This is a genomic window from Streptomyces sp. NPDC054794, assembly GCF_053611585.1.
The window spans coordinates 90,817-111,041 of record NZ_JBSHAQ010000010.1 but is presented as its reverse complement, the minus strand read 5'-3'; the positions used below and the strand labels follow the sequence as shown (position 1 = coordinate 111,041).

Below are 20,225 nucleotides of genomic sequence, written 5' to 3'. Positions count from 1 at the left end.
ATGAAGCAGCTGCTGTTCCCGAACAACATCCAGTTCTGGTACGAGAGCCTGCGGTCGATGAGTCACATCGCCTATGGCGGTGCGGACTTCGGTGAGGTCGTCTCCACCGCGGAGCGGATCACCGAGGGTGACTACGACAGCTGGTACGTCGAGTGGCTGGCCACCGCCGACCGCGTGTCCCAGGAGGCCGGGAAGGCGCTGGCGGCCGGGCACCAGGTCTCCGCCCGGGACGGGTTTTTGCGGGCGTCGAACTACTACCGGTCGGCGGAGTTCTTCCTGCACGGTCAACCCTGCGACCCGCGCCACGACCAGGCCTACGACCGCTCCGTGGAGTGCTTCAGGGCCGCCGTGGCCCTCTACACCACCCCGCGCATCGAGCCGGTCCGCATCCCGTACGAGGACACCACCCTGCCGGGATACCTGTACCGGGTCGACGACTCCGGGACACCGAGGCCGACGCTGATCATGCACAACGGCTTCGACGGCACCGCCGAGGAACTGCACTTCTTCGGGGCGATGGCCGGCGTGGAGCGCGGCTACACCGTGCTGGTCTTCGACGGCCCCGGCATGCCCGGCCCGCGCCACCACGAGGACCTGGTCTTCCGCCCGGACTGGGAGAACGTCATCACCCCCGTCGTGGACTTCGCCGAGACCCTCCCCGAGGTCGACAACAGCCGTATCGCGCTCCTCGGTATCAGCATGGGCGGCATCCTCGCCCCCCGGGCCGCCGCCTTCGAGCACCGCCTGGCCGCACTGATAGCCGTCGACGGCCTCTACGACCTCGGCCAGACCTCCGTCCGCAACATCCCCGGCACCCGCCGGCAGGCCGAACAGCTCCTGCGCGCCAAGGACGCACCCGAACTCGACGCCACCTTCGAACAGATCATGACCAGCGACCCGATCGCCCGCTGGGCGATCAACCACGGCATGTACGTCATGGGCGTCGACACCCCCCGCGCCTTCAACGCCTCCTACCTCGACTACACCCTCGCCGACGGCATCGCCGAGCAGATCCAGTGCCCCACCCTCGTCTGCGACGCCACCGAGGACATGTTCTTCAAGGGCCAGCCCGAACAGCTCTACGCCCACCTCACCTGCCCCAAGACCCTGATGGTGTTCACCGCCGAAGAAGGCGCAGGAGCCCACTGCCACCCTGGCGCCATGCGCCTGTCCCAGGCCCGCATCTACGACTGGCTCGACGACACCCTCACCAACACCAGCGCCTGAGGTCCCGACTCACCCGGCACGGCCGCGAATCCCTCTCGTCCGAATCTGCTGGAAGGACCTCTCATGCCCCGCACAGGCATCAAGGCCGCTCTCACCGACCTGCCTCTCCACGAGGCCACCACCTGCGCACGCTCGTCACCGGCGGCGAGATCGAGGTCCACGAAGAGCTGTACGACGGCAGCAAGTACGCCGACCGGCACACCTGCCACATCACGAAGAAGGACGGCACGACCGTGAGCATGGAGGTCTACGTGTTCGCCGACCTCGCCCCCGACGGCCGCTTCCAGCGCATCGAGGAGACCACCCTGATGCTCAAGGGGTCCGACGCCGACCGCGACCTCGGCCGCGCCCGCTGACCACCTCCACGCCGCCAGCGGGCCGCCAGGGCCGGACCTGTCGTGTCCGGCCCAGCGCGGCGCGTGAAACGGAACACCTCGCTCGGGTGCCGTCCGTCCGTGTCGGGGGCCGGGCGGCCGCCGGGGTGCGGGGGCTTCACCTGTCTGCCATTACCGGAAACTGACCACCATCGCGAGCCGACGCCTGCGCAGCCGAGTGCGAACGGCCACTGGCCTGCGTAGTCCCCTCTGGTGATCACTCACCTTGTCTGTGACCGGCAGTCTCAGCGCGTGGCCTGGAGGTACTTCAGGACGGCGAGTACACGTCGGTGGTCATCCGGCGACTGAGGCAGGTTCAGCTTCTGCAGGATCTGCCGGACATGAGCCTCAAGCGTCTTGGGACTCATCGACAGCTTTGCGGCGATGGCTGCGTTCGAACGCCCCTCGGCCATGAGCGCCAGCACCTCGAGTTCCCTCGCGGTGACGTCGGCCAGGGGGACGGGGCCGCGCTGCCGCCGCATCAGCGTGGTCACGATCGTGGGGTCGATGACGCACTCGCCCTCGACGACGCGGCGGAGTGCGTCGACGAGCAGGGCGACGTCCGACACGCGCTCCTTGAGGAGGTACCCGAGGTGTTCGGGCGCGTCGCTGATCAGACGCATCGCGTAGTGCGCCTCAAGGTACTGCGACAGGACGAGCACGCCGATGGACGGATTCATGGATCGCAGCCTGTGGGCCGCGACGATGCCCTCGTCCGTGTACGTCGGGGGCATTTTGATGTCCACGATCACCGCGTCGGGCACGGCAGAGTCGAGCCTGTGCATCAGCGTGGCGGTGTTGTCAGCGGTGGCCACCACCTCGCAGCCGGCCTCCGCGAGCAGTCGCGCCAAGCCGTCGCGGATCAGCATGGAGTCGTCCGCGATCACGATCTTCATCGGACGCCTCCCGTTCACGATCTGCATCGGACGTCCCCCGTTCACGATCTCCATCCGACTCCGCTCCCTCGGCCGGGATCCTGGCCATGAGTAGTGTCCCGCCCGCGGCACCACCGCCGACAGTGATGCTGCCGCCCAGAGCTTCGACCCTGTCCGCGATCCCGCGCAGTCCTGAACCGTTGGCGTCGGCACCGCCGCGGCCGTCGTCGGTCACGCGCACCACGACGTCACCCGCCTCAGCGACGACCTCCACGCTCGCCGATGTGGCGGCCGCGTGCTTGGCGACGTTCGTCAGTGCCTCGGCGCATACGAAGTAGGCGGCCGCCTCGATCGGAGGCGGCAGTCGGCCTACCCCGACCGCCACCGAGACCGGCAGCCCTGCCCGGTCGGCGAGCAGCGGCAGTGCGGCGCCGAGCCCACCGGAGGTGAGGCTCTGCGGCCTGACCCCCTGGGCGAACTGGGCGAGTTCGACCAGGGCGGTCGCCACCTCGTCCAGTACCTCCCGCAGCACGGCGCGCAGTTCCTTGCCTGCCTCGGCATCGAGTGCGGCGAGGTGGAGCCGTGCCTGACCGAGGTGGCGTTGCGCTCCTGTGGCCAACTCCGCCTCCAGCGCCCGCCGCTGGGCGTCCGCCGCCTCCACGATGCGGCGGCGTGACGCGGCGAGCTCAGCCATGCGGGCGCGGGCTTCTGCCCTCATCCGGGCGTTGGCGACGGTCAGGCGTAGCGCCGCGACTGCCCCGCGAACCAGCTGCGGGTCGTCCAGTATTGCGCGGTCGTGGATCAGTACGGCGACGGGCTCCCCGTCGCCCTCGACAGTCGTCGTCACTCGCCCAGCGGCACGCTGGGCGACGTTGAGCGGCTGGCCGGTCTCGTCGAAGTACGCCTGCTGCCACGGCACCCAGTAGCCCAGTGTCAGGCCGGGATCGCCCAACGCCCTTGCCAGTTGGGCCTGGAGCCCTTCGGTGTCCGAGCGGCGACCGAGCTGCGTGACGAGGTCGGAGACGGTGGCCTCGGTCCAGCGCCCGTACAGCAGATCCACCGTCAACCAGCTCACCACCAGGCAGACGGCCGCGTCGTAGACCAGCAGGACGGTGCGGTCCGCGCCCCACTCCAGCAGCACGTTGGCGCTGGCCAGGGCCAGCACGCCGGCGAAGACCAGTGCGGCGGCCAGCGCCGACCGCCCTGCCCTCCGTGCGGGTCCCGACGTCCGGGCGAAGACGTCGAGGGCTGCTGCGACGACGAGAGCCGACAGTCCCACGGTCAGTCCCGGCGTCCGCACGAAACCCTCGTAGATCGCGGCCGCGTAGGCGGCGAGGACCACGACAGCGGCCGGCCGCCGGTGCAGCCGCCCGACCGGATAGGACAGGTGCAGATGGACCAGCGGTCCCCGGTGGAGGAACACCAGGCCGGGAAAGGCGCTGCCCAGGAACCAGCACGCCCCGGCCATCGCCATGAGCAGGCCGACGCGGCTGTGGTGTCTGCCCGTCCATGCCACCGCCCCCGACCCTAGAAGCACCGTACCGACCGCGGCGTCGGCCAAAGACAGCACCCGATCCGGCATGGTGTGCTCACCCCGCCAGCGCCAGGAGTGCGGTGCGCGACAGTTTGTCCTTGGGGATGAATCCGCGAGCGGCACTGTGGTCGAGCCGGCCCGAATACGCCGTGGCGTCGCGGCTGGAGGTGAGGATGACCGCGGGCCGCTCCCGCCCACCTTCGGTCAGGCGCGCGCAGACCTCGAAACCGTCGAGGTCCGGCAGCATGATGTCCAGCAGCACGATCTGGGGGTCCAGCCGCGCGGCCGCGGAAACGGCCGACGCGCCGTCTGCGGCCTCCCCGACCACGTCGAAGCCCTCCGCCTCCAACAGTGCCCTGGCGAAGGTACGGAAGCCTGCGTGATCGTCCACGATCAGAAGCGTCGGCGGCACGGTTCGATGGTGACAGCATGGAGGGCGGCGGCACATCAGGGCTGTCCCCGATGTGCCGCCGCGCCCCCGTGGCGCCCGTTCAACGGGCCACCGGCGCCTTGACCCAGGGCTGTTTGGAGCCGCCGAAGGTCACGGCATAGCCTCCGCAGTCCTCCGTGCAGTCGAAATTGTCGAAGGTGAGCCGGTCGCCGTCGAGGCGGAAGGTGGCGTTGAGCGTGAACGACCCGGCGAGATGGATCCGGTCGCGGAACGTCTGGTAGGGCCACCGCTCGGTCTCGCCGACGGGGTCGGTCTTGGTGAGGATTCCGTTCTCGAAGCTCAGGGTCCACGTGCCGTTCGGCGGACCCTCGGTCCAGGTCTCGTCCCCCGGCCAGTGCCGCCAGTCCCCGTCGGCCATCGTGCGCGTCCATCTCCCCTCGAGCGGGCTGGTCGTGGTGGACGGGCCGGGGCATGAGGCGGTGTCAGGTCCCACACCCGTCGTGTTCTTGAGATACTCGATCTGCTCAAGCCAGTCCGCCGTGCGTGTGTCCTTGCGCAGTCTGGCGTAGACCGGCTCCAGGGCCGACTTCATGGCCTTGAGATCGGCGGAGGACGCCGACGGGATCTTCATGCCCAGCCTGCACAGGGTGGGCGCGGACTCCCGGTCCTCGGCCCGGGCGACATCCACCGCCCGTGTGACCGTCTGCTTGAGGGCCCTGGTGAGGACGGCCCGCTGCCGCGAGGAGAGCCTGTCGTGGGCCGCCTTGCCCATGACGACCACGAGGGTGCGCGGCCACAGATCGACATTGCCAGTCACGTACTTGGCATCGCGGTCGTGATGCCTGCCGACGACCGCGCCGAGCTGCATCTGAATGCCGCCGTAGGACCTGAGATCGGTGCTCGCCGGTGCCGTGACGGGAGTAGCACCCAGGGCGCGCAGGCTTTCGTCCATCAGGGCCGAATCCTGACTGACGATCTTCTTGCCCTTGAGAGCACCCGGGTTCAGCAGGGGTTCGCGGGTACCCACCAGCCGCGACAGGGGGCCCGGCAGCACGCCGATGCCGACGACACCGGGCGTTCGCACTCCGCCGAGCATCTTCGCCGGAATGCCGGCCTCGAACACCTTCGTCTCCAGCTCGTAGCTGTCCACCAGCATGGGCGCCAACAGTGCCTGGAAGTCCGTGACGCCGACCCGGTCGAACGCGCGGGCTCCCACCCAGGCCATGTCGGCCTTGCCCTTGCTGATGTCGTCGAGTGTCGCCACCTCCGGCCGCGCATCTCCTTCGCGCCACTGGTCCCGGAACCTGATCCTGATCGTCCCCTTGGACAGCTGGTCGACACGCTCGGCCCAGGCCACCAACTGCGGTGGCTCAATGGCTCCGCCGGGGTTGGCGAGGGTGAGCACGGTGGCCTCGGCGCCGGCGTGTCCTCCGGCCCTGTCGGTCGACGGAGCCGAGCACCCCTCCGAGACCAGCAGTGCTCCCACAACTGCCGCCGCAGCGGCCCACGTTCCTCGTATCCGCCGTTTCACGGGCACCTCCTGTCGATGCCCATGACGCTAGGGACGTTCCCGGAGCGGGACATCGGGGCTGTCCCGGCGAAACGCCACGACCGGAATCAGGGACAGCCCTCTGCCAAAACAATGCCCGTTCCGGGACCATCGTGCCGACAGAAGAGCGATTCGCCTGCCGGAGACGTGCCGATGCCGATACGCCTGCTGCTGTTCGGGCTGGGAGTTGCTCTCAGTCTGGTCACCGTGGTGATCGCCCGGGCGGAACGGGGCTTCTCGATGGCGCTCACGACATCGCACGGCCTGACCGCCCTGCTGGGCGCCGGCTGGGCCCTGCTGATCGGCGCTCTCGCTCTCGGCCGGAGAACTTCCGCCGGACGGAGGGGACTGCTGCTGTTCCTCGCCGCATACGCCTGGTTCCTGCCGGAGTGGGACAACCCGGGGACGACCTCGTCGGTCGTGTTCTCCCTCGGTCTCGCCCTCAACGCGGCCTGCCCGGCAGCGGTGGGCCACGTTGCGCTGGCCTACCCCGGCGGCCGCCTCGGGTCATGGCCCGCCCGCGTGCTCGCGGTGGCAGGCTACGCGATCACCGTGGGCGTACAAGGCGTGGGCACGGCCGCGTACTTCCGACCTCAAGCGCAAGGCTGCTCGGAGTGCCCGCGGAACTGGTGGTCAATCGCCGACGCCCCGGCGCGCGCACAGAGCATCGCGTCGCTGGGCGTACAGGCGGGCACGGTCTGGCTCCTGGTGCTCATCATCTTCCTCGCCTGGCGCCCGCTCACCTCAAGTCCGGCCGCACGGCGGTCCACAGGCCTGCCGACGCTGTGCGCCCTCGGCTACTTCACCGCCGTGTCCGTCTCCTACGTCCGCAGCCTGGACCGTGGCTTCCTCGGCTCCGACGCCCGTGATGGCGAGCTGTGGCAGGTGCAGGCCGGGGCGCTGTGCCTGCTGGTGACCGCGTTGATCATGGAGGTCGTCCGCGCCGGACTGAGACAGCGTGAGCTGACCCGTCTGGTGATCGACCTGGGTGGCACGGCCACCGCGAGCGGATTGCGCGACGCGATCGCCGAACGACTCGGCGACCCGGACCTGCAGATCGCCTACCCGGTCGGCGTCGACAACCGCCATGTCGACGCAGCCGCCAACCCGGTCGCGCTGCCTCCGCCGAACGGCAGAACTGCCACCACGCTCCGCCGTGGCGACTCCCACGTCGCCACCTTGATTCACTCTCCCGGCCTGCTGGACAGCCCGAGTGCGGTGGAAGACCTCCTGTCCGGCACTCATATGGCCCTGGAGCACGAGCGCCTCCACGCGGAAAGCCTCGCCCAACTGGCCGCCCTGCGCGCCTCGGGCGCCCGCATCGTCACAGCCGGCGACGAGGAGCGGCGCCGCCTGGAGCGCGACCTGCACGACGGCGCCCAGCAACGCCTTGTGGGCCTGGCCTTGGGGCTGCGGCTGCTCCGCATGCGCGCGACGACTCCTGCACGCCAGCTGGACCTCGCCGAGGCGGAGCTCGAACAGGCCGTCTCCGAGCTCAGACGACTGGCGCGCGGACTCCACCCTGTCTTGCTGAAGGAGGCCGGCCTTGCCGTCGCCCTCGAAGCACTGGGTCAAACCCGCGACCTTCATGTCGAAGATGTCCCGGGCGTGCGCTACTCCGACGTCCTGGAATCCACGGTGTACCTGTTGGTGGCTCGGATGAGCAAGAACAGGCAGACGAGGGTATCCGTCGACAGTCGCGACGGACAACTGATCGCCCACGTCACGGTGACGGGCGACATGCCGGACCTCGCTGACCTGGCCGACCGGATCACCACACTCGACGGGGTGCTCGTCTCCCGCACCGAGCATGGCGAGACTCGGGTGACCGCCCAGCTTCCACTGCGTGGTACGGGCCAGATCGCCGTCGCCGATTCATAGTCGGCCCGGCTCGTTGGCGACGGCCTCGGGCTGGGTGCGTGGGGAGGGGACTCCGCCGCGGCGAGTTCGGGATCGGCATCGGCGGCTGATGTTCCCGCGGCGGTGGCCGACCCGCTCCGCCGGATGCCGCTCACCGTGAAAGGACAATTGCGGGAGTCGCTCGCGGCCGAGAGCTGCGCCTTCGCCAGATAACCAGCCGCCGCCGAGCGGGTGATCAGTCCGCCGAACTCGTCGGCCTCGCGCACCGAACTCAGCACGATCACCGCGTCGGCCGCCACCTAGGCACGTAAAGGGCGGCTCGGCAGGCGGGGTCGTCGTCCACGATCAACACGCTGCCGCCGATGGCCTCATGCCGGCGGATCGCGCGGGCGAGGGCATCAGGGCCAGCACTGAGAACACCGCTCCTGAGACCAGTGGCTGCCCCGAAGACCCGGACCCGCTGCGCTTCCACACTGGTCGGACAGCCCATGGGGCGCGGGCGCAATCGGGTGTCCACCGGCCGGCGCGCGACCCACGGATCGGGATTCATTTTCGGGGGATCATATGCGGGGTATCACGGCGAGGCTGCTCGCTCCGATACTGCTTGCGGCGGTGCTGGCAACCGGTTGCAAGGATCCGACAGGAGGTACGCGGGTTTCTGTCAAACCCGCTTTCCTGCCTGTGACGTTCACGATCGACTCGTCGGGAAACGTCAGCATCTCCGCGGACGCGAAGATCGTCACGCCGCTGGGCGAGGTATCGGTGTCGGGATTCCAGCACGAGCTGGGCAACCCCAAGCCGTACCTCGTAGCGGCCATCCGGCATCTCAAGCGGGGCACGGTATCCGGCCGGAGCACGGCAGTGGACCGGAACACGGCGCCGGTCCACTCGTCGTACGCGGAGTTCAAGGAGGAGAGCGCGAGCCCGGTCTACTCCTTGTACAGGATCGAGGCCGCGGGCCGTCACGTCCGGCCCGCGCTGAACGGACAGCCCCTTGCCCTGGCGCAGAGCGGCACGATCGTGGTCGACGCCACGCACACGCAGCCCGGCAGGGTCACCCAGCTGCAGATCGCCGACGCCCCGGAGCAGCAGGACTCGCCTGTGCCGACCAGCACGGCGTCCTCCTGCGCCGGAACCGACGGCATCGACGTCACCCTGCCCGAGGTGTCCGCGGGAGCCGATGTCACCGACACCGTCACGAAGTTGACGGCCGACTGTCTGCAGGTCCAGTACGCGACGGAGCCGACGGACGGTGCGGCGGAGGGCACTGTCTCCAGGGTCGTCATCCCGGCTGACGGCTCGGGCGACCCGGTGCAGCTGCCTCCGGTCGACACGAGTGCCCCGGGGCCGGGAGACCGGGTGACGGTGAGCCGCCGATCGCCGGCCACGGTGTATGTCGCGGCGACGGCGCCTTCGCCCTCGCAGACCGGCACCGACGAACCCTCCGACGAGCCTTCCGACCAGCCCTCCGAGACCGCCGCGCCGGGGACCACGCCGGTGGAAGGCGCCGCGTACGCGCCCGTACGGACCAGCAGCGGCACGGCCGGGGAACAGACCAGTCACATCGAGCCGGGAGGCCGGTACCAGGCACTGTGCATGACGCACGGCGAGACAGTGCAGGCCCACGGCTACACGAGCGACCTGTGGGCCGAGTTGCTCCTCGGCAGCGGCGGAACCGGCTGGGTCACGGCCACGGCGCTCACCGGCGGCCCTGACGGTCTGTCGCTCCCCGACTGCCCGGACCCCGGAGCCGCGTCCGACGCTCCGCCGGCGACGTCCTCGGGTTCCGTACCGACCAGCTGAAGGCTGATGACCATGGCGAAGAGAAGAGTCGGGGAAATCCGCATTGCCAAGCGGATCGTCATCATCGGACACCAGACCTATCCGCTGGCCAACATCTCCCGGGTGCAGACCCTGCGAGTGGTCTGGCGCGGCAAGCTCGCGACGTTCTACCCGCTCCGGGAGATCGTGCTTCTTCTGCCGGCGCTGGCGGCGCTCGTTCTGGTGCTGCCCCAAGTGGATCTCCGCTTCGACTACGTCGAAACGGTGCGGCGGATCGCCGACGCCGCCGCGGCCCTGATAGCGGTCCGGGTCACGTACCTGGTGTGCGTGCTGCTGTACCGGCTGCTGATCAGGCGGACCCGCTACGCGCTGCTCATCGAGACGGCGGGTACCCAGTACACCGCGCTGTCCGGTACGGATCGCGGCGAGATCCACCGAATCCAGGCCGAGATCGTTGCCGCGATCGAGGATCCACCGTCCACGGAGCGGATCCTGCACGTCCGCGGTGATCTCGTGATGGGCGACAAGGTCGGCAGGGACAAGAACGTCCAGAACAGGGCGGGGTCCGCTCCCGCCGGATGACGAGAGAGAAGGAACGCGGATGTCCGACTACGTCTACGGGGACAAGATCGGCAGGGACAAGAACGTCCAGAACGGCAGTAACAACAACTTCACTGTCAACAACTCACAGGGCCTCCCCGCACCGGAACTGGACGCCGCGATCAGCGAACTGCGCTCCTTCGTGGCCCAGTTGACCCGCGACGGTGTCGTAGCGGTGGACGGCAGCGTCACCGATCCGGGTGCGGTCGTCGCCGCGGTGCAGTCCCAGCCCGGCCGGTTGCAGGCAGTCGGCCGGGCAGTCGCCAGCGGTGCCGGGGAGGCCTTGCTGTCGGCGGTCAAGGGCGGCGTCGCTGCGCTGATCGCGGCTCTCGTGGGGAGGGCGTGACCGGTCGCAGCGTACGTCTCCTTCGGGCGGCGGGCCGAGGACCCAGGTGCCGGGGGAAGATCCAGAGGGGTTCGTTCGGGGTGAATGAGAGGTGCTCCGCAACGGCCTGAGACGCAAGCTCTCGAAGGGCCCGGCCTATCGGGACCGGGCCCCCGGAGCTGACCGCGTCTCTCTGGTAACTCGTCGCGTCCGGGACCTGAGTGAGTACCGGTCGCCGGCTTTGGTGGCACGACGGGCGTGCGGGTGGAGCACCGCCAGCGTGGGTGGGGCCCAGCGCTCTACCACGGCGCGCGGCGCACCGCGGGGTTTCCCGGGGTTCTCGCGTGACCCGCCGTCCGCGTGGGAATACTCGTCCAGCACGGTGGGAGGCCTCTCTCCGGTCCGCGGCCCGATTCCGTCGCGGCGGCCGTCCGGGGCCGTGCCGACGCGGAACACGGACACAGGGGGATCACAGTGGGGAACCTTGGGCTTGCCGAGACCATCGCCGCCTTGCGGGAGGAACTGGCCGAAGCCGTCGCCGCCGGCTCGGACGAGGACCTCCGCTTCGGCGTCGGCGAGGTGCAATTGGAGCTGAGTGTCGGGGTCACACGGCAGGCGACGGGTACGGGCCGCGCCAAGTTCTGGGTGCTGGAACTCGGCGGCGACGGTCAGTACCGCCGGGAGGAGATCCAGCGGGTTCTGATCAGGCTGGAGGCGCCGACCGACCGTACGGGACAGACGGTGCGCGTCACGCGTGACTCCCTCGTCAAGCCCTGACCCGGACACCCTGGACGACCGAGGTGACCGCCGTCATCGAGCGCGCGGTGGAAGTCCTCCGCAGACGCCGGACGGGCCCCTGGAGCGTGGGCTCCGGGTGCCTGGTCGGCGGCCGGCTGGTCCTGACCGCTGCGCACAACGTCCTTACCGACGGCTCCGTGGACGACGTGATCAGCGTGCGGCGCGGGGACCGGTTCGAACTCACGGCGGAGGTCCTCGCCGCGGACCCAGTACAGGACCTCGCCGTCCTGCGGGTCGCCGACCACCCCTCCCTCACGGACATGCCCGCCGTCCGGTACGCCAGGATCGACCGCCGACGGACCGCGTTGGTCGAGTGCTGGGCCATGGGCTACCCCGGCTGGAACGAGCACCCGCAGTCCGGCACCGACGGCCCCCTGCGCGACAGCTCCCAGATCAACGGAGTCATCCCGCCGGGCTCCCATCTGCGGCGCGGCCTGCTGGAGTTCCGTACCCAGTCGACGCCCGAAGGGACGCCCGGCAGGAACGGCTCCCAGTGGCGTGGCATGTCCGGGGCGGTGGTGTTCAGTGACGACCCTCAGCTGGGCGAGCTGGCCGTGGGTGTCATCAGCGAGCACCACCTTCCCGAGGGGGCGTCCACCCTGACCGTGGTACCCCTGACGGGATTGATCGAGCTGGGGCGTGGGACGCCGTGGTGGTGGGACCTGCAGGCGGACAACTGGGTCGCCCTGCCGCGGATCCCCGCCGGCGCCCTGCCGCGCACCACCCGGCACATGAACCTGGGCCGGGCCCGCGCGAACTTCACCGACCGCGAGCGGGCCATCGTGAAGGCGACCGGCTTGCTCGTCGACCAACTCGACGACAGCGCCCCGGTGGTGGTCCTCCACGGCATGGCGGGCGTCGGCAAGACCGAACTCGCTACCCAGATCGCCCACCGCCTGGCGCCCACCTTCTGGCACGCCCGCATCCGGATCGACCTCGGCGGCGAGGGCTTCGAGGTGTCGACCGAGGCGGCCATGATCGAGCTCCTGCAGGCGTTCGGACAGTCCGGCGACAGCCTTCCCGCCGACGCGCGGGCGCGGCGGCAGCACCTCCAGGACCATCTGCGAGCCGGTCCGAGTCTCCTCGTCCTCGACAACGTGGCCGACGCGGCCCGCGTCGTCCCTCTTCTGCCCGCGGCACCGGGTAGCGCCGCGATCCTCACCAGCCGCTCGGCCCTGCCCTCCGTCCAGGGCGCGGACCGGGTGGAGGTCGAACCGCTGCCCGACACGGAGGCGCTGCGGCTGTTCGAACGCATCGTCGGCGCCGAGCGCGTCGCCCGCGAGCGCGACGCCGCGGGCACCATCGTTACCCTCTTGGGAGGGCTGCCCCTGGCCATCTGCATCACCGGAGGGAACCTCATCGCCCCCTCCCAGCGCAGACGGCCACTGAGCGAGCACGCCGGACTGCTCGCCGACGAACGGCGGCGCATCTCGCGGCTGGAGGGCCAACTGGACGGCGAGGACGCTGGAGTACGCAGCAGCTTCGAGATCAGCTACCGGGCGCTGCGTGAGGACACCCGCCGGCTGTTCCGTTATCTCGGCCTGCTCGCCGGAGCCGATTTCGTGCCCGGGCTGGCCGCGCGCTGCGCCGGCATCGGGGAGGAGGAGGCCGGACGTCTCCTCGGCGAGCTCGCCGACCGGCAGTTGGTGGAGGTGGACGGCCCCGACGGCGAGCGCTACCGGCTGCACGACCTGTTGCGCCTGTATGCCAGGGAGCACGCCGAGCGCACCGAACCGGAGACCGAGTGGGGCGAGGCCTTCCGGCGCTCCCTGGACTGGTACGCGACCCGGCTGGAGACCTGGATGAGCCGCCCGGGAGCACACGAGAATCTGCCCGCTGAGGCGATCGACTGGTTCGCGGCGGAACACCTCAACGTCCAGGCCAATATCCGCCGTGCGTACGAGAGCCATGAGTGGGAGCTGCTGCTGCGCCTGGTGGCGCCGCTGTACGGGCTCCTCTTCTACCGTAGCCAGTGGGAGGAGATGGAAGCGGTCAAGGCCATGGCGGTCGAGGCGGCCCGAACGCGGCACGACGAGTTCGCCGAACTGGGGTCGCTCATCCATCTCGCCGAGGCACGGCGCATCCTGGGACGCCGCGAGGAGACGACCGGGCTGTACGAGCGCGCGCTGGAGATCGCTCGCGCGCGGGGCGACGAGGGCAAGCAGGGCTGGATCCTGACCCATTTCGGAGACCTCCAGTGCGACCTGGAGCGTCCCGGCGACGCACTGCGCCGGTACGCCGAGGCCCGGGCCATCTACCGGCAGCGGGGCGACAAGGGGGCCGAGATCTGGCTCTCCGCCCACATGGCCGACGCGTACCGGCAGTTGGACCGGCCGCAGGACGCCGCACGCGTGTTGACGGATGCCCTGGAGGAGAGCCGGCGACGGGGCGACCCCGCCGAGATTGTCTGGTGCCAGTGGCATCTGGCCCTGGCGTACGACCAGATGGGCCGGTACGCCGAGGCGGAGGAGACCCTCGCGCCGGCCACCGAGTTCCACCGGCGCCGCGGCGACCAGGCAGGGCTGGCGACGATGCTGACGATCCAGGGCGACATCCACCTCCACGCCGGCCGGCCTGCCCTCGCCCGGCAGGCGTACGGCGAGGCGCTGGAGCTGGTCCGCTCCCTCGACATCCCACGGCGGGTGGGGGAACTTGAGGCGGCCCTGGAGCGTGCTTCCGGCTGAGGCAGTCCTCTAGGCAGTTTCGCTTGGATCAGATGGACATTGGCCCGGGTGTGCCATTGACGACTGATGCGCACTGGGCGCGGATCGAGCCGTTGCTCCCGGACCGGACGCCGAGGCGGGGTGCGCCCGTGCGCCGGGCAGGAAGTAGCGTGGCAGCGGAAGCTCTTGGACCGTCAGTTCTCGATGCTCAGGGGAAGGTCGGCGGTGATGGTGGCGCCCTGGGGACTGCTGTGGATGGTGAGGTTGCCGCCGATCTCCTCGACACGCTCGTGCATGGAACGGATGCCCACACCCGGTGTCCATGCCTGCGTGCACTGACCGCCGTCTTCGACGGTCACCCGCAGGTGTGTGCCGTCCTGGATCGTCAGGCTGAGAGAAGCAGTGGTGACAGGGGCGTGGCGGGCGATGTTGGTGACCGCCTCCACCGCGACACGGTAGGCGGCGACCTCGACGGCCGCGGGGAGCGGCGGCAGTTGGGCCGGAGCGTCCACGCTGACCGTGAGGGCTCGGCCGTCGGCGGCGCGCAGCGGGGCGATGCGCTGGCGGATGGCGTCGACGAGGCCGAGTTCGTCCAGGGCGCGGGGGCGCAGGCCGTAGACGATGCGGCGGATCTCGGTGATCGTGTCGCCCAGGTCGGCGCGCAGGCCGCGCAGTGTCTCGACGGCACGGCCGGGGTCGATGGCGATGAGGTTGACGGCCGCGTCCGCGGTGTAGGCGATGCCGGTGAGGGCGGGGCCCAGCCCGTCGTGCAGATCGCGCCGCATACGGCGCCGCTCCTCCTCCAGCGCGGTCACCACGCGGCCGCGGGACAGCCGGAGTTGTTCACTGAGCCGAGCGGCGTGCAGGGCCTGCGCGAGCGGTGCCGCCACCAGCTCGATCACCGCGGCCGCCGCGCGGGGCAGCCGCAGATGCCCCGGCGGCAGACCCACGACGAGATCGCCCACTTCCTCATCGCCCGCCCGCAGGGCGGTGATCTGTGTCTGGTGCGCGTCGACGGTCCCGGCCGTGGCGATGGTCGTGTTCTCCTGGCGCAGTTCGATCCCGGGCACGCCGAGCGTGGAGCGCAGGGTGTGCAGCCACAGCGGCGGCGGAGCACCCGCGGTCAGGTCCGTGCCGAGGCGGGTGAGTGTCTCCACCGGATCGGCCGATCTGCCGAACAGCATCTCGTCCATGACCGCCTCGATGCGCAGCCGGACCGGCTGGTATCCGGCGGCGATCCCGGCCGCCAGCAGTGCCGGCACCCCCTTGCCGGGGCGCGTGCCCACCGCCATCTGCCACACCGCTGCGATGCCCTCGTACACAGAGGCACTCAGCGCCAGCATGACGATGAGGACGGCCGCGCGGCGCATCACCGCCCGCACATCGGCCCTGCGGGGCAGGACGAGGGCGACGGCGATGGCGCCCGGCAGCAGGGCCGACAGCACACCGAGCACGATGACCTCGGCCAGGGGGCCCATCGGCAGCGAGTTCTCCGCCGCGAAGAGCAGCATGCCGCCGAGCGTCGTCGCGGCGCCGCCCACCACCAGCCACAGGACGCGGCGCCGGTCATCGCCGGACGTGACCTCGAAGAGCACCCAGGCGGCGGCGCACATCGTGGTCGCGGAGGCGACGGTGGTCGCGATCAATGCGGCCTCGTTGTCCAGTACCGACGCGGTCGCGCATCCGGCACCGGTGGCGACCACCGACACCTCCGCCCAGCACAGCAGACGCGAAGCCGGGCGCTCCTCGACGACGCGGAGGGCGGCCAGCGGCATGACGGCCGTCGACGCCAGGACGGCCAGGCCGACGGCGAGCTCGGGGAGACCCGCGGCGAGCGCGAGCGGGGCGGCGAACAGCGCCAGCGCGGCCGCCCGAAGGAGCCGGGCCGCGACCGAGGCCCGCTGCCGGGGAGTGACCGAGCCCCGCTGCCGGGGAGTGACGAGCACGGCCACCCCCGCCAGCCAGACGCCGGCCATGATGGCCCACACCACCCAGTACTGCGACGAGGAGGGCGGCGCGAACCACAGTGACGCGACCGATGCGCCGGCCGTCAGAGCCGTCCCCGCCCAGGGCAGGACGGAGCGGTACCGTGCGCTCATGAACCAGGGCCGGCGCTGTTGTTGTCGGACGTCTCGCCGCCCAGTCCCCGCTCGCGGGCGAGGAGGATGGCCTCGGCCCGGTCACTCACCCCCAACTTCGTGATGAGGGCGGAGACATGGTTCGCGACCGTCTTGCTCGCAAGCCGCAGCTCGGTCGCGACACGGGCGTTGCCGTAGCCGCGTGCGATCCGGTCGAGGACCTCGCGCTCGCGCGCGGTCAACTCGGGGAAGGGGTCGGCCGGGTGGGGCGTGGGATCCAGATGCCCGACCAAGCGGGGTCCGACGCTGCGACCCATGACGAACTGTCCGGCCGCGACCGACCGGATGGTGGTGAGGATCTCGTCCTGCTGCGCCCCTTTGAGGAGATAGCCGCGGGCCCCGGCGCGCAGCGCGGACACCACGGTCTCGTCGTCCTCGTACATGGTCACCACCAGCACCGCGACGTCGGGCAGCAGCGAGGCCAGCCGACGGGTCGCCTCCACTCCGTCCATCGTCGGCATCTGGATGTCCATCACCACGACATCGGGACGGTTCAACTGGGCTTCGCGCAGCGCCTCTTCGCCGGTGGCCGCCTCCGCGACCACCTCGACTCCGTCCAGCGAGCCGAGCAGCGCGCTCATCCCGCGCCGTACGACGGGATGATCGTCGGCGATGAGCACCCGGACGGGGCGGGTCGTGGAGGTCATGTCCCGATGATGGCCGACATCGCTTCCCGGCGTAGGAGTTCGTCGCCCGGGACGTAGGGGAAATCCTCCCGGCGCACCGGGAGCAACGACCGATGCGCGCCAAGGGGCCGCTGACGCATGCTCACTGCAGCGGGTCGCCGCAGGGCGCGCCGCCAATTCCCGGACAGAGGAACAGAGATGAGTGAGAACAACGGGACGGACGTTGTCCCCCTCACCCGCAAGAACAAGGTGGGTCTCGTCCTCGCGGGCCTTCTCGGCCTGCTCGACACGACCAATTTCTTCAGCATCCCGGCCCAGGAACCGGACACTCCGGGCCCGCCGACGGCGATTCTCGTCGCCGACGGAGTCCTCGGCGTCATCACGGTGATCGCGGTCGTCTACACCTGGCGCACGCTCAATCGCGCCGGCTCCCGCGTCGTGGCGGGCTCTCGGATCCTGTCGGTGATCACCGCCCTCCCGGCACTGTTCGTGGGCGGCGTTCCCGCCTGGGTCGTGCTGGTGGTGGCGGTGTTCACGATCCTGAGCGTCGTCGTCATCGCGCTCGTTCTCACTCGCCCGGCCCCTGAGGCCGCGGTGCGCTGACCGGTCCGAAGCAGGTCGTGCATCGGGTGTCCATCGGGGGCCCACCATTCGAACACGCTGAATCTCGGGGGAGTTTCATGGCTCGTCGAATATTTTCGGTACCCGTACGTCGCATCACGACAATCTGGCTGGCGCTGGCTCTCGGCCTGGGACTGATGACGGAGGGGTGCGTGGCCGCCAGGGCGGTCCCAGTCGCCGCAGAGGCCGTGGGATATGCCGCACGGACGGATTTCATGAGGGGAGCGCTCGCCTACGGAGAACGAACCCTGGCCCGTTCCACCCTGGCCAATGGCGGGGAGTACATCGGCAGCAGGGCCGGTCTGTACGGCGGAAGTCTGAAGACGTCCAGCTGCAACGTCCGCCGGCTCCTGTCCTTCCTACGGAATCCGGCCAACCGCAAGAAGGCGGAGGCCTGGGCCCAGATCCTGGGACTGGACCCCAGCAGTATCGGGCACTACCTGCTGCACGAGGTGACACCGGTACTGCTGGGCAACGACACGCTGGTCCGTAACCACGGCTACGAGAAGGGGAAGGCCACCGCATACGACTCGGTTCTGCAGGGCGGCATGGCCGTGCTCGTCGACATCCATGGCGTACCGGCCGTGAAATGCAACTGCGGCAATCCGTTGACGTCCGCGTCGACCGACATCCACGCCCGGATCAAGGTCGAATTCAAGGGCGGGAAGTGGGACTTCAAGAAGAAGCGGGTCGTGAAGGTGACTGCCGCCAAGAAGCCGCGCAAGGCCCTCGTGCTGGCGGACGTGCACAACCCGGACAAGGACATCCAGCGTCCGGTGGGTGCCGACGGCGCGGAAGAGGACCAACCGGTCGAGGGCACCGACCCCCAGACTGTCACCGTGCCCGACCTTGCGGGGGAGTCGGAGGAGGAAGCACGCGCACAACTGGAGTCACTCGGGCTGCAGGCCGTCACTGATAGCGTCCCCGACTCCGGACAGGAGCAGGGCACCGTCATCTCGACCGAACCGGGCGCGAACAGCTCGGTCAGCCCCGACTCGACGGTCACGCTCAAGGTCGCGGGACCGGATACGGCGACATCGAGCGGCACCGACGAGACCACCTCGGACCCGGACGGTTCCCCCACGGATAGTTCGACCCCGACGGGCGACGGCGGGGTCGGCGACGACGGCGGGGTCGGCGACGACGGTGGGGTCGGCGACGGTGGGACAGGCACTCCCGTGCCCGGAGACACCGACTCCGCGAACATCTTCGGTGGTACGGACGACACGGCCTGAGCTCCGCGTTCGACCGAACCACTTCGGCACAGCCCGCCCCTGGTCACCACGTCCAGGGGCGGGCTGCTGGGCGTCAGATGCAGTAGGGCTCTGGCCGCGGTTCCGTGAATGGGGAGGCCGGCGATGGGAAGAAGCCATCCACCCCTGGGTGTTCGTACCGTCGCGATTACTGTGCTCGGGAACGCGGGGACAGTGGTGGGCTCTTGTGCGATGATCGTCGGTTCGGCCGCTTCATGCCTGGAACTCGGTGAGGTCGATGGTGTGAACGCGCAGCGGGTAGCCGTACACCGGGTGTGCCGTCTCCCGCTCGGGCACCATGCCGAGCTTGCGGATGACGTTCTCGGAGGCGTTGTCACCCACCCGGTTGATGCTGATGACGCGGTCCAGGCCGCGGTCCTGGAGAGCGAACTCCAGTGTGGCGTGGGCGGCTTCGGACGCGTATCCCTGGCCCCAGAACTGTGAGCCGATGCGCCAGCTGATCGCCACGGCGGGCAGCACCTCCGGCAAGAACTCGGGGATGGACAGTCCTGTGAAGCCGATCAGTTCGCCCGAGGCCAGCAGCTCGACGGCGAACAGTCCGAAGCCCTCCTCGTCCCACTCCTCCTCCCACCGCTCGATGTCCTCGGTCGTGTGGTCCAGGTCGCGCACCGAGCCGTCATCGATCCAGCGCATGACGCGCGGGTCGGCGTTGATGTCAGCCATCGGCGCGAGGTCGTCGTCGTGCCAGGTACGGAGGAGGAGGCGGGGCGTGCGGATCTCGGTCATGCGCCCATCCTGCCGAAGGCAGGGGCCTCATCCGTAATCCGACGCTCGCTCGGGCTGCGGCTGCGGAACCGCGAGGCGTCAAGCCGCCTGCACCGCACACTGCGACGGGTGAAACATCGGGCTGACGGTCGGGCAGATGGTCGGGCAGACGACGTGTCACTTCGGCAGCGCGGTCGAGGGGTGAGCCCGATTTGGCGGCAGCCTGCCGCAGCGCCGAGATCATTCACGGATTGGTGGGCAGAGCCGTCTTCATGGCTTCGTCCGCGATTTCGTGACGGCCCTGGCCGGGGCACACTGTGGCGGTGGACATGAGCAGCCGTTTCTCGGCCGAGCGGTCACCTTTGCCTCCCAGGCCGATCTTCCCTGACACGGCTGCAGCGCGACGACGCGGTTCGGCCGACGCCGTCGATGCCCAGTGGCAGCGCCTTGTCCTGAAGTGGCGGTGGCTGCGCGAGGTGCACGAGATCCGCAGGCCAGGCAGGGCCTATCCGGACATGCCGCACCTGCTTGTGGCAGCCGGCGCGGCACCCCGACTTCGGCGCCTGTACCCGTTCACGAGCCACTTCACGCTGTGCTTCAGCAGTCGCACCAGCTACCCCTGGGCCGTGCAGGGCGGCTCCATAGAAGCCCTGCCCACTGGGGGATTCAAGGTTTACCGGCACGACCCCTACGCCATGGTCGACGAGGCTTGCACTGCTGAGGAGGCAGTGGTGCTGGCCGTCGGCCTACTGCCGTCCAGGGCTGATCCGGTCATCATCGGCTCCACTGGCGAATGCCCGTGACCCTTCACGAAACCGCGGCCAGAGCTGATTCAAAGATCCCCAGTCACCGTCGTGGCTTCAGCGGGACCCGCGTCCCTTCG

17 protein-coding genes and 1 pseudogene are annotated in these 20,225 nt (G+C 69.8%); 11 read left to right on the top strand and 7 right to left on the bottom strand.

The window, feature by feature from the left end:
- Both ACWGKT_RS13190 and ACWGKT_RS13185 read left to right on the top strand, forming a co-directional pair.
- Positions 1–1,227, top strand: a complete 1,227-nt coding sequence (locus tag ACWGKT_RS13190; RefSeq protein ID WP_453273647.1) for an alpha/beta hydrolase family protein — start codon at positions 1–3, stop codon at positions 1,225–1,227.
- 119 nt (positions 1,228–1,346) lie between these two features.
- Positions 1,347–1,583 (top strand): annotated as a pseudogene (locus ACWGKT_RS13185) (nuclear transport factor 2 family protein); the annotation flags it as partial.
- A gap of 263 nt (positions 1,584–1,846) precedes the next feature.
- On the opposite strand, the gene ACWGKT_RS13180 reads toward ACWGKT_RS13185, so the two are convergent.
- The 4 genes from ACWGKT_RS13180 to ACWGKT_RS13165 all read right to left on the bottom strand — a co-directional run bounded on the left by ACWGKT_RS13180 (position 1,847) and on the right by ACWGKT_RS13165 (position 5,932).
- Entirely contained in the window at positions 1,847–2,497 is a 651-nt protein-coding gene (locus ACWGKT_RS13180) for a response regulator transcription factor (RefSeq protein WP_453273646.1), read from the bottom strand.
- On the bottom strand, positions 2,403–3,992 hold the full coding sequence (locus ACWGKT_RS13175) for a sensor histidine kinase (protein ID WP_453273645.1): 1,590 nt from the start codon (positions 3,990–3,992) through the stop codon (positions 2,403–2,405). Before ACWGKT_RS13175 ends, ACWGKT_RS13180 begins: the two co-directional genes overlap by 95 nt.
- A gap of 73 nt (positions 3,993–4,065) precedes the next feature.
- On the bottom strand, positions 4,066–4,401 hold the full coding sequence (locus tag ACWGKT_RS13170) for a response regulator (protein ID WP_453273644.1): 336 nt from the start codon (positions 4,399–4,401) through the stop codon (positions 4,066–4,068).
- A 100-nt stretch (positions 4,402–4,501) separates the two neighbouring features.
- A complete protein-coding gene (locus ACWGKT_RS13165; protein ID WP_453273643.1) occupies positions 4,502–5,932 on the bottom strand; it encodes a TRAP transporter substrate-binding protein in 1,431 nt (476 codons plus the stop codon).
- Positions 5,933–6,103: 171 nt separating this feature from the next.
- Between ACWGKT_RS13165 and ACWGKT_RS13160 the strand changes: the two genes are divergently transcribed.
- The 6 genes from ACWGKT_RS13160 to ACWGKT_RS13135 all read left to right on the top strand — a co-directional run bounded on the left by ACWGKT_RS13160 (position 6,104) and on the right by ACWGKT_RS13135 (position 13,999).
- Positions 6,104–7,831 carry a sensor histidine kinase gene (locus ACWGKT_RS13160; protein ID WP_453273642.1) on the top strand — a complete coding sequence of 576 codons (1,728 nt, stop codon included), beginning with the start codon at positions 6,104–6,106 and terminating at the stop codon, positions 7,829–7,831.
- A 660-nt stretch (positions 7,832–8,491) separates the two neighbouring features.
- Positions 8,492–9,613 (top strand): hypothetical protein, encoded by a 1,122-nt coding sequence (locus ACWGKT_RS13155; protein WP_453273641.1) that lies wholly within the window; start codon positions 8,492–8,494, stop codon positions 9,611–9,613.
- Between the two features lie 12 nt (positions 9,614–9,625).
- Complete coding sequence (locus ACWGKT_RS13150; RefSeq protein ID WP_453273640.1) at positions 9,626–10,174, top strand: DUF6232 family protein; 549 nt, start codon at positions 9,626–9,628, stop codon at positions 10,172–10,174.
- 19 nt (positions 10,175–10,193) lie between these two features.
- Positions 10,194–10,538 (top strand): hypothetical protein, encoded by a 345-nt coding sequence (locus ACWGKT_RS13145; protein ID WP_453273639.1) that lies wholly within the window; start codon positions 10,194–10,196, stop codon positions 10,536–10,538.
- A gap of 453 nt (positions 10,539–10,991) precedes the next feature.
- Entirely contained in the window at positions 10,992–11,294 is a 303-nt protein-coding gene (locus tag ACWGKT_RS13140; RefSeq protein ID WP_356151046.1) for a trypco2 family protein, read from the top strand.
- A gap of 23 nt (positions 11,295–11,317) precedes the next feature.
- Complete coding sequence (locus tag ACWGKT_RS13135) at positions 11,318–13,999, top strand: tetratricopeptide repeat protein (RefSeq protein WP_453273638.1); 2,682 nt, start codon at positions 11,318–11,320, stop codon at positions 13,997–13,999.
- 173 nt (positions 14,000–14,172) lie between these two features.
- Here the strand turns inward: ACWGKT_RS13135 and ACWGKT_RS13130 are convergent, their stop codons facing one another.
- Positions 14,173–16,077, bottom strand: coding sequence for a sensor histidine kinase (locus tag ACWGKT_RS13130; RefSeq protein WP_453273637.1), 1,905 nt, complete (start codon positions 16,075–16,077; stop codon positions 14,173–14,175).
- Positions 16,074–16,763, bottom strand: coding sequence for a response regulator (locus tag ACWGKT_RS13125; RefSeq protein WP_453273636.1), 690 nt, complete (start codon positions 16,761–16,763; stop codon positions 16,074–16,076). Before ACWGKT_RS13125 ends, ACWGKT_RS13130 begins: the two co-directional genes overlap by 4 nt.
- Positions 16,764–16,940: 177 nt before the next feature.
- Between ACWGKT_RS13125 and ACWGKT_RS13120 the strand changes: the two genes are divergently transcribed.
- Both ACWGKT_RS13120 and ACWGKT_RS13115 read left to right on the top strand, forming a co-directional pair.
- A complete protein-coding gene (locus tag ACWGKT_RS13120) occupies positions 16,941–17,345 on the top strand; it encodes a hypothetical protein (protein ID WP_235458406.1) in 405 nt (134 codons plus the stop codon).
- Positions 17,346–17,578: 233 nt separating this feature from the next.
- On the top strand, positions 17,579–18,598 hold the full coding sequence (locus ACWGKT_RS13115; RefSeq protein ID WP_453273635.1) for a DUF6777 domain-containing protein: 1,020 nt from the start codon (positions 17,579–17,581) through the stop codon (positions 18,596–18,598).
- Positions 18,599–18,829: 231 nt separating this feature from the next.
- Here ACWGKT_RS13115 and ACWGKT_RS13110 read toward each other — a convergent pair whose 3' ends face one another.
- The gene (locus ACWGKT_RS13110; RefSeq protein ID WP_453273634.1) at positions 18,830–19,363 is read right to left on the bottom strand and encodes a GNAT family N-acetyltransferase; all 534 of its coding nucleotides are present in this window, start codon (positions 19,361–19,363) and stop codon (positions 18,830–18,832) included.
- A 308-nt stretch (positions 19,364–19,671) separates the two neighbouring features.
- Between ACWGKT_RS13110 and ACWGKT_RS13105 the strand changes: the two genes are divergently transcribed.
- Positions 19,672–20,145: a DUF6193 family natural product biosynthesis protein gene (locus ACWGKT_RS13105; RefSeq protein WP_453273729.1), complete on the top strand. Its 474-nt coding sequence runs from the start codon at positions 19,672–19,674 to the stop codon at positions 20,143–20,145.
- Positions 20,146–20,225: the final 80 nt, after the last annotated feature.

Bases quoted from the DNA above. Each gene is read 5' to 3' on its own strand.
- ACWGKT_RS13105 (WP_453273729.1), top strand. From the start codon at position 19,672: ATGAGCAGCCGTTTCTCGGCCGAGCGGTCACCTTTGCCTCCCAGGCCG.
- ACWGKT_RS13160 (WP_453273642.1), top strand. From the start codon at position 6,104: ATGCCGATACGCCTGCTGCTGTTCGGGCTGGGAGTTGCTCTCAGTCTG.
- ACWGKT_RS13115 (WP_453273635.1), top strand. From the start codon at position 17,579: ATGAGGGGAGCGCTCGCCTACGGAGAACGAACCCTGGCCCGTTCCACC.
- ACWGKT_RS13120 (WP_235458406.1), top strand. From the start codon at position 16,941: ATGAGTGAGAACAACGGGACGGACGTTGTCCCCCTCACCCGCAAGAAC.
- ACWGKT_RS13125 (WP_453273636.1), bottom strand. From the start codon at position 16,763: ATGACCTCCACGACCCGCCCCGTCCGGGTGCTCATCGCCGACGATCAT.
- ACWGKT_RS13110 (WP_453273634.1), bottom strand. From the start codon at position 19,363: ATGACCGAGATCCGCACGCCCCGCCTCCTCCTCCGTACCTGGCACGAC.
- ACWGKT_RS13130 (WP_453273637.1), bottom strand. From the start codon at position 16,077: ATGAGCGCACGGTACCGCTCCGTCCTGCCCTGGGCGGGGACGGCTCTG.
- ACWGKT_RS13145 (WP_453273639.1), top strand. From the start codon at position 10,194: ATGTCCGACTACGTCTACGGGGACAAGATCGGCAGGGACAAGAACGTC.
- ACWGKT_RS13150 (WP_453273640.1), top strand. From the start codon at position 9,626: ATGGCGAAGAGAAGAGTCGGGGAAATCCGCATTGCCAAGCGGATCGTC.
- ACWGKT_RS13190 (WP_453273647.1), top strand. From the start codon at position 1: ATGAAGCAGCTGCTGTTCCCGAACAACATCCAGTTCTGGTACGAGAGC.
- ACWGKT_RS13180 (WP_453273646.1), bottom strand. From the start codon at position 2,497: ATGAAGATCGTGATCGCGGACGACTCCATGCTGATCCGCGACGGCTTG.